The sequence below is a fragment of the Paenibacillus sp. F024 genome (assembly GCF_057814255.1).
In genome coordinates this window covers 169,276-178,209 of sequence record NZ_JBVASZ010000009.1, presented here as the reverse complement: position 1 = coordinate 178,209, position 8,934 = coordinate 169,276, and the positions used below count along the sequence as shown (strand labels likewise).

The 8,934-nt window shown below is 49.4% G+C and carries 10 protein-coding genes, 1 rRNA gene and 1 other RNA gene; all 12 read right to left on the bottom strand.

Annotated features, from left to right (window positions below; translation table 11 throughout):
- Nucleotides 1-99: ribosomal RNA gene (locus tag ACZYR9_RS12055) — 16S ribosomal RNA — on the bottom strand; the annotation flags it as partial.
- A 221-nt stretch (nt 100-320) separates the two neighbouring features.
- Nucleotides 321-587, bottom strand: a complete 267-nt coding sequence (locus ACZYR9_RS12050; RefSeq protein WP_488978732.1) for a pro-sigmaK processing inhibitor BofA family protein — start codon at nt 585-587, stop codon at nt 321-323.
- Entirely contained in the window at nt 584-871 is a 288-nt protein-coding gene (locus tag ACZYR9_RS12045; protein WP_488978731.1) for a DUF2508 family protein, read from the bottom strand. The genes ACZYR9_RS12050 and ACZYR9_RS12045 overlap by 4 nt, the downstream gene beginning before the upstream one ends.
- 150 nt (nt 872-1,021) lie before the next feature.
- Nucleotides 1,022-1,618 carry a recombination mediator RecR gene (gene recR, locus ACZYR9_RS12040; RefSeq protein WP_488978730.1) on the bottom strand — a complete coding sequence of 199 codons (597 nt, stop codon included), beginning with the start codon at nt 1,616-1,618 and terminating at the stop codon, nt 1,022-1,024.
- A 70-nt stretch (nt 1,619-1,688) separates the two neighbouring features.
- Nucleotides 1,689-2,000 carry a YbaB/EbfC family nucleoid-associated protein gene (locus ACZYR9_RS12035; RefSeq protein ID WP_488978729.1) on the bottom strand — a complete coding sequence of 104 codons (312 nt, stop codon included), beginning with the start codon at nt 1,998-2,000 and terminating at the stop codon, nt 1,689-1,691.
- 25 nt (nt 2,001-2,025) lie between these two features.
- A complete protein-coding gene (gene dnaX / locus ACZYR9_RS12030) occupies nt 2,026-3,780 on the bottom strand; it encodes a DNA polymerase III subunit gamma/tau (protein ID WP_488978728.1) in 1,755 nt (584 codons plus the stop codon).
- 73 nt (nt 3,781-3,853) lie between these two features.
- Nucleotides 3,854-4,915 (bottom strand): ATP-binding protein, encoded by a 1,062-nt coding sequence (locus tag ACZYR9_RS12025; RefSeq protein ID WP_488978727.1) that lies wholly within the window; start codon nt 4,913-4,915, stop codon nt 3,854-3,856.
- A 287-nt stretch (nt 4,916-5,202) separates the two neighbouring features.
- An RNA gene (gene ffs / locus ACZYR9_RS12020) (signal recognition particle sRNA large type) lies at nt 5,203-5,466 on the bottom strand.
- 46 nt (nt 5,467-5,512) lie between these two features.
- The gene (locus ACZYR9_RS12015) at nt 5,513-5,902 is read right to left on the bottom strand and encodes a hypothetical protein (RefSeq protein ID WP_488978726.1); all 390 of its coding nucleotides are present in this window, start codon (nt 5,900-5,902) and stop codon (nt 5,513-5,515) included.
- 87 nt (nt 5,903-5,989) lie between these two features.
- On the bottom strand, nt 5,990-6,187 hold the full coding sequence (gene rpmE / locus ACZYR9_RS12010) for a 50S ribosomal protein L31 (protein ID WP_488978725.1): 198 nt from the start codon (nt 6,185-6,187) through the stop codon (nt 5,990-5,992).
- 85 nt (nt 6,188-6,272) lie between these two features.
- Nucleotides 6,273-7,547, bottom strand: coding sequence for a radical SAM family protein (locus tag ACZYR9_RS12005; RefSeq protein WP_488978724.1), 1,275 nt, complete (start codon nt 7,545-7,547; stop codon nt 6,273-6,275).
- A gap of 12 nt (nt 7,548-7,559) precedes the next feature.
- The gene (gene rho, locus ACZYR9_RS12000) at nt 7,560-8,867 is read right to left on the bottom strand and encodes a transcription termination factor Rho (RefSeq protein WP_488978723.1); all 1,308 of its coding nucleotides are present in this window, start codon (nt 8,865-8,867) and stop codon (nt 7,560-7,562) included.
- Between the last annotated feature and the right edge of the window lie 67 nt (nt 8,868-8,934).

Below are 8,934 nucleotides of genomic sequence, written 5' to 3'. Positions count from 1 at the left end.
TCCGCCGCTAACTTATCCCGAAGGATAAATCCGCTCGACTTGCATGTATTAGGCACGCCGCCAGCGTTCGTCCTGAGCCAGGATCAAACTCTCCATTAAAGAAAAGCTGATATAGCTCAAAATTTAACACTAGCGAGAATCATACGATTCTCTATTAAAACACTCACTCGATGTTCAGTTTTCAAAGGGCAATTTTTTCGACAATTTCGATTGTACGCTATTGTCGTTTATTGTCACCGTGTTTAGCGGCGACTTGATTAATATATCATATCTGGCTAGATCAATGCAAGCTTTTTTTTGAGGAACTTTTTCCTGCTTTCTCACAATACCCATAGCTTTATAGCTGCAAGAACAGCCAGCCCCGGAATTCCAAGAATACTGACCGCCGCTACCGTTACCGCGTTTAGCGGAAGTTCCAAGTGGGTATACGAACTAAACAGATTAACAATATACAATATCATGCAAGCAAAAGCAAGATGCAGGCACAATTTACCTAACCATTGAAAGGCATGCCGGTTTCTCATCAATAAGACAGCAAGCAATCCTCCGGACAGGAGAAAAACTCCCCACAGCATATATAGTTTCATGAAGACTCCTCCAATACACGGCTGGCCCATACTTCATTCGCCGAAACTCTCATATTTTTAGCTTGCTTGATGAGCATCTCAAACCTTTTTTCAGCGGCCTCCAAAGCGAACACAGCATAATCGACTTGTTCCTTTTCTATAACGTAATCAAATCGCTTCTGAGCCGTTTCCCATTCCAAATGTGCTTTGCGTATTTCCTGCACAAGCAAAAGCTTGTCTTTGTAAATAGCGTCCTCCTGCGCCCTCTCTTTTCTTTTCCACAGCTTTCCCATCCAACGCTTCATGTATCTGCCTCCTAGATTCCATCAGGATTGTCCCATACATTACATACATATAGAGAACAAGACTCGGATAGAACTAAAAAAAGCCCTCCCATGGCATACGGCTAAACAGCCGCATGCCCCGGCAGGACCTCTTGGAGGCTTCCAATTTCATTATAATTCCCTTCGCCCTTCAAGCGCTTTGGTTAATGTGACCTCGTCGGCATATTCCAAATCTCCGCCGACCGGCAAACCGTGAGCAATCCGGGTCACTTTTAACCCAAAGGGACGAACCAACCGGGACAAATACATTGCGGTTGCTTCACCTTCAATATTCGGATTGGTGGCCAGAATAAGCTCCTGCACACGCTCATCGCTCAAACGCTTCAGTAAATCGGCAATCCGGATCTCATCCGGTCCGATGCCTTCCATAGGCGAAATCGCTCCATGAAGAACATGATAGTATCCGTTGTATTCTTTCGTCCGTTCCATGGCCACCAGATCTTTGGGTTCCTGCACCACGCAAATCGTTGAACCGTCACGGCTCTTATCCTGACAAATACGGCACGGATCGGTATCGGTAATATTGCAGCAGACCGAGCAATAGTGCAAATTTCTTTTGACATTCACGAGCGCTTTGGCAAAATCGATAACATCGTCTTCCTTCATACGAAGCACATGAAACGCCAGGCGCCCCGCCGTCTTAGGCCCGACGCCCGGAAGCCGGGAGAATGAATCGATCAGCTTGGCTAATGGTTCGGGATAAAACAAGCGATTAGCTCCTCACACTTTGAACTTAAAGGTCTCTAAAGCCTCACACGGACAGTAATCCGGTCTTTGTTTAGAATAACCCCGGAATGTTGAGACCTCCGGTAAGTTTGGACATTTCTTTACCGGCTGTTTCTTCCGCTTTCGTCATCGCATCATTAATGGCCGCAAGCACCAAATCCTGCAGCATTTCCACATCGTCCGGATCTACAGCTTCCGGCTTGATCACTACGGCTGTTACCTTTTTATGTCCGTTCACCGTTATGCTAACCACACCGCCTCCGGCCGTGCCCTCGAACGATTTGTTCGCCAGCTCTTCCTGGGCCTTCATCATTTGCTCCTGCATCTTCTTCACTTGCTTCATCATTTGATTCATATTGTTCATATGAAACACTCCTTCTCGTTCAAAATTAGTCTTCTTTTATTTTTACCAAATCTTCACCAAACAATTGGATGGCTTCTTCAATCCATGCTTCCTTGCCGCCGGACTGTTCATCCTCGGCAACGAGCTGCAGCTCCTCTTTAGGCGCTTCGGAGCCCCCTGCCTGATCGGATGCGGCTTTCCAATCCTTCATCATCACGGTGACAAGCCGATACGGCTGTCCAAGCACTTCATTCATCGCTTGCTCGATCAGCTGTTTGTTGGCAGGCTTTTCGGTCGTTTCCCGATGCATGGCGCTTTTGAATGCGACTAACAATTGCCCCTCGTGGATAGAAACCGGTTCTCCGTCGACCAGCCAGGCATGGACGGTAATTTTAAGCTCCTTAACCCGGGCAAGCACCTGACTCCACTGCTGAAGCACGCCACGGAATGCGGCATCCTCTCTACCCTGCAGGTAAGCGTCCAGCTTCTCTATTTTCTTCACCACAGCCGGAGCAGAGGCCTGGCGCCCTGCGCCGCTCCTGCCGCTTGGTGCAGGACTGCCCACGGAAGGGACTACCCCTTGCTTGAGCAGCTGCGCAAGCTGTTCCTCCAAACGCTGAATGCGGCCCATCAATTGGTTCACCAATCCATCTTGGCGTTCAGGTGCGCCGGCAACCGGTACAGAGACGGCGGAGCCAGAGCTCGCGGCAGAACCGCCCACTTGAGTACACAGCTTCATCACGGCCACTTCAAGCAGCGTCTGCGGCTGGACGGAATATTTCATTTCCGTCTGATAATAGTTGAGCGTATCGATCATGGCAATCAGGTTCTCGCTTGTAAACCGCTGAGCCACCTCAGAGAACCTTTTCACGTCCACGATCCGTTCAGTGACCGCCTCTGAGCCCGGCACCATCTTAACCATCAGCAAGTCTCGGAAATAGTAGATCAAATTTTCCATGCATTTGTCCGCACTTTTTCCTTCTTGCATAAAGTTATCGATTAATCGCAGCGCCGTGCCGAAGTCTTTGTCCTGAATAGCTGTAACGAGCTTCTCGAACTGATCGGACGCCATCCCGCCCGTTATGGAAAGTGCGTCCTCGTAACTTACCCGTTGTCCCGCAAAAGCGATGATCTGGTCGAGCAAACTGAGCGCATCGCGCATCCCTCCATCGGATAGCCGGGCAATGAATGCCAGCGCATCTTCATCGATCTCGATCTGTTCGTTCAAACAAACCTCACGAAGACGCTCCACTTGTTCATCAAGCGATACGCGGCGGAAGTCAAACCGCTGGCAGCGGGAAATAATAGTAGCGGGAATACGATGCGGTTCCGTCGTTGCCAAAATAAACATCACGTGGCCAGGCGGTTCTTCCAATGTCTTAAGCAGCGCATTGAACGCCTCTGTAGTCAGCATATGCACCTCGTCAATGATGTACACCTTCTGACGTACTTCTGTAGGCGCATACTTTACCTTGTCGCGAATATCCCGGATCTCTTCAACCCCGCGGTTGGAGGCAGCGTCAATCTCGACAACATCCATTACGGCTCCTTCGGTAATCCGCAGGCAGGCTTCACACTGATTGCAAGGCTCCACTGCCGGACCGTTCTGGCAATTGACGGCTTTGGCCAATATTTTGGCCGCGCTCGTCTTCCCCGTCCCCCGGGGACCGCTAAATAAATAAGCGTGGCTGAACCGGCCTTCGCGAAGCGAATTTTGCAAGGTTTGGACAATATGCTTCTGGCCTACCATATCCTTAAAGGATTGAGGCCTCCATGTTCGGTATAAGGCGATATGTGCCATCCTGCCCTCTCCAAATGTTCATTTATTCAATCTATTATACTACACTTAAGAGCAGGTTTGAAGTTTCCCGGCCTCATGGGAATGGGATGCTTACGGTGAAGGTGGTTCCGAAACCTTTGGATGAAACTCGAATATGACCCCCTATATCATGTATTATGCGCTGGCAAACGGACAAACCAAGACCCGTCCCTTCCACTTTCGTAGTAAAAAACGGATCGAAAATTTTATCCACCACATACATCGGAATCCCCGGACCCGTATCATGGATAACAATATTGACCTTCCGTTCCTCCATATTCGCTTTTTCCGTTATCGTCAAAAATCCCCCATCTCCCATAGCTTCGATTCCATTCTTGGATATGTTCAGAAAAACCTGCTTGAGCATCTCGCGATCGGCTACAACGTGGGGAAGATCGTACGTCGCTTCGTACTGTACGACAACCCGATGCAAAATCGCTTCATTGTTAATGATCGGCAAAATATCCCTCAGCACCTGGGATACATCCACCTTATCGTATGTAACATTCTTCGGTTTACTCAGCAGCAAAAACTCGTTGACCAATTCATTAATCCTGTTGATTTCCTGAAGCATCACTTCGGTATAACCGCTTTCCTTCTCCAGCCCCTGCTCTTGAAGTGTTTTGCGAATGACCTGAAGAAAGCCTTTAATGGAAGTAAGCGGATTTCGGATTTCATGAGCGGTACCCGCTGCAATCTGGCCGATCATGGCCAATCGGTCGCTTCGCTGTACCTGTTCTTCCAAGGATCGAAGATTCGTAACGTCTTTAAAAATGATGTATGCCCCTGCAACCCGGCCTTCCTCATCCCTTAATACATTCGAATCGACAAGCAGCTCGTACCTTTCCTGATTGTTAGTCCAAGACAGAGCATGATTGCGTACGACCATCCCATCCAAAATGCTTCTTTGGACCAATTGATGTTCTGCCGGCAAATCGGCAAACACCTGTTCCATCGGCAGCTGAAGGACCTGTTCTCTATTTAAACCAAGTACGCGGCAGGCCATATCACTAATATCAATGAGCTCAAAATCCGGATTGATCAGCATAACTCCCAAGTTGACATCCCTTAAGAACGTGCCTGCAAATTGCTGGAGCAAATTCAACTCATGCTGCAACGCAATTCTCTCCCCCCTGTTTTCTCTATGAGAACCCACCGCCCAAAACCTATAGCTTCACGTCTTTCCTGACCCAGTTAACTTTAGTATACAATTCTCCTATTATTTTCATTTTCCTTCCAATTGTCCAAGAAAACTTTTCAATCGTTGTAGAGCAAGGAGCATGACCTACTATAGAACTATGATAACAAGATATACGTAATGAAAAAAACACCGAATCGCAAGCCGGAAGGCCTTCAATTCGGTGTGTTCTCGTTTACCGTATTTACTTTGCTTGAAAAGAAAAACCGTGCACCTACCTTGATATTACGATCCGAGTGGAATTTTTATCATCGACTCAAGTTAGGCCACCCTTCGGCACATGAAACATCCAGCTTACGGCTGCTTCCTTCCGGACCTGACCGGGTTCACAGGCATCCATTGCGAAGGACCCGACTCTCAACACCGATTTTAAAACCCAACCCTCACATCGCAATACCGCGAATAGGCGATCGACCCCGCTACAGCGGATTGCAGGTTACAGGGCACCGCTACCTCCCCGTCTAGCACGGCATAGATAAGTATAGTCGATCCCAGTGAAAATAGCAACCGGGGGAGTTATTTGGCAGCAACGTCAATATCTATATTGTATCTCGGCGAGGCAGCGGCCAATACAGCCTGCGCTTCGCGTTTGATGAAGGCTATCTCATCCATGCTTGTCCCGGCAGGTACATCGAGCCGCACGTGGGCTACAGGGCCATTAAGAGTGATCGTTGTGTTGGTGACCATTGGAAACCGTTCTTTCACGGCTGTTTCCATCACGCGAGCGTCATCGGAGTAGGTCCGGTATGACTTGCTTAACGGCATGTTCGGATTTACTTCCGTAATTCCCAGCAAGCCGTCTCTGCTGTGCGTCTTCACTTCCTGCCTTGCTTTAACGCTCCCGCAGCCCGTTATATAGCAGCCCAGCAGCAATGCCGTTACCAGAAAATAAATTCTAAATTTCATAAAAAAGCACCTCCTGCAGCACTAAGATACGTAATCTTAGAATAGCCACAGGAGGCGCGGTTCATGCTGTATAGAATCTGACAAAAATTAAATGCCGTATTTCTTTTTGAATTTATCGACGCGACCGCCGGCATCCAGGAATTTCTGCTTACCGGTGAAGAATGGGTGGCAAGCGGAGCAAATCTCTACGCGGAGGTTTTGCTTGATGGATCCCGTTTCAAACGTGTTACCGCAAGCGCAAGTAACCGTCGTTTGATGATATGTCGGATGAATAGCTTCTTTCATTACTCTTTCACCTCTTTTGCCCTGAAACACCATGTGAATCAGAGTTATCTTCTAGCACACATGATCGGATTATACCATGCAGCTATCAGCGTTGCAAGTGCTTCTTTCGCTTATCAGCCAGTTCTTGCGGAATATGCGTATAAGAGCCAAACACAACACCCGGAAGCTCCTCCCGGAAAATATCGAGCATCTGCTTCATTCCATAACGCTCACCGCGGGGCTTGGGAATCAGCTCCAAATAGCTTTCCGGATCTATGTTCAAATTCCTCAGCTGGATGAGCTTCAGATCGGTTCGGCGCACGAAATCGATCATGGCCTCCATCTCTTCCTCACGGTCTGTTACACCCGGGAAAATTAAATAGTTAATCGAAGTGACAACGCCATGATCCGCGGCATAGCGGAGTGATTTCTCTACATTCTTCAGCGTATAGCCGCGCGGCTTGTAGTATGCATTATAGTGGTCGTCCAGCGCACTGATCGTACTGACCCGCATCAGGTCCAGCCCTGCGTCGACAATACCGCGGATATGATCGGTCAGTCCCGCATTCGTATTAATGTTAATAAAACCCGTGCTCGTTTGACGACGGACCTCCCGCATCGCTTCGATAATAATCTTGGCCTGTGTCGACGGCTCGCCTTCACAGCCTTGCCCGAAGCTGATAATGCTCTCAGGGGCCTTGAGATGCTCCAGCATCACCTCAACGACTTCCTCAACGGTAGGCTTGAAGTTCATCCGGGTCTGCGGCGCAGGGAACCCGCTGTCCTCAGGCTGTTCGGAGATACAGCCGAAGCAGCCGGCATTGCAGGAGAAGGACACGGGAACGGCGCCTTCCCAACGATTCAGGAAGGTGTTCGAAGCCGTTAAACATTCGTATCCGAGTGCACAATTCGATAAGTGCTGATACAACCGGTTATCTTTGTATTGACCCAAAATTCGCTGAACCTGAAGCTCAAGTTCATCCGGATCACAATTCCGGGGATTCCAACGCTCAGGATCGTCACTCGCTTCAGCCGCGACGTAGAAACCTCCGTCCTTCCAAACGACCGCCGTGTAGCCGAACAAAGGAAGTACTTTGGTCTTATCGGCCTTCACATAGCCAGGCAGGAGCAGTCGGGTGAAGCCCTGCGGCAGCAAAGCGCCCACAGCCGATACTTCTCCGGGTACGATTTGCATTTCGCCCGTTCGAGTGTCGATGCCGATGGGGCGTGTATCCGGCAAACTGACAAGGGTAGCTCCCTCCGGCAGCGGAATAAGCTCTTCCTCTAAAATCTCCGTTACCGCGTCGCCGCTGCGTCCAAGACCCGTAAACTCCGGATGATCGTAAACGTTGCCGTCACGATCGGCATAAACCAAATTCATGAATCAACCCTCCTACGAGACAGAATGCTTCACCCGTCGGGAAGCGCTGCCCCCGCCCCCGGATTGCGGACTGCCACCGGTAGGCTCCAGCGTTTCCAGAAACTCTTGGTTCGTTTTTGTCTCGCCAAACTTCTTAAAGAAAGCTTCAATATAATCGTGGGAATCATTCATCCCTTTGCGTATCGCCCATACTTTATCAAGCTCCTCTTTGGTCAGCAGCATCTCTTCGCGGCGCGTTCCGGAGCGGCGAATATCGATCGCCGGGAAAATACGTCGTTCGGCCAGCTTGCGGTCAAGGTGAAGCTCCAGGTTACCGGTACCCTTAAACTCTTCATAAATAACGTCATCCATCCGCGAACCCGTCTCTATAAGTGCGGTGGCGAGAATCGTTAAGCTTCCGCCTTCCTCAATGTTGCGCGCGGCACCGAAGAAGCGCTTCGGACGGTGGAATGCGCCGGGGTCAATCCCCCCGGAAAGCGTGCGTCCTGTCGGCGGAACGACGAGGTTGTACGCACGAGCCAAACGTGTGATACTATCGAGCAATATAACCACGTCTTTCTTGTGCTCAACCAGCCGCTGAGCGCGTTCAAGCACCAGCTCCGCCACCTTGATGTGATTTTCCGGGACCTCGTCAAAGGTGGATGCGACCACTTCACCTTTCACCGAACGCTGCATATCCGTCACTTCCTCCGGACGTTCGTCGATCAGAAGAACAAACAATTCTACATCAGGATGATTCGTCGAGATGCTATTGGCAATTTCTTTAAGCAGCAGCGTTTTCCCCGCTTTCGGAGGGGCAACGATCAAACCGCGTTGTCCGAATCCTACGGGAGCTAACAGATCCATCAATCGGGTAGAAAGTTTAGTAGGGGAGGTTTCCAGGATTAGTTTCTTTTGTGGATAAAGAGGTGTCAGCGCCGGGAAGTGCAGGCGTTCCGCCGCCGTTTCCGGATCCTCTCCGTTCACGGCTTCCACATGCAGCAAACCAAAATACCGTTCGTTTTCTTTAGGAGGCCGGCACTTCCCTGAAACCATGTCACCGGAGCGAAGATCGAATCTGCGAATCTGGGAAGCGGAGATATAAATATCTTCACTGCTGGGCAAGTAGTTGATCGGCCGTAAAAATCCAAAACCCTCTTGCAAAACGTCCAACACGCCCTGCATAAACATCAAGCCGCTTTGTTCGGCTTGAGCACGTAAGATCGCAAAAATAAGTTCCTTTTTCTTCATCTGCCCGTAATACGGAATTTGATGCTTTTTAGCAAGCGTATATAATTCCGTGAGCTTCAGCGCTTCCAATTGCGCCAGATGCATATCCATACCTATCCAACCACCAAACTATTAAATTTTCAACTACAGAAAATATCTACTATAACCATACCCATTT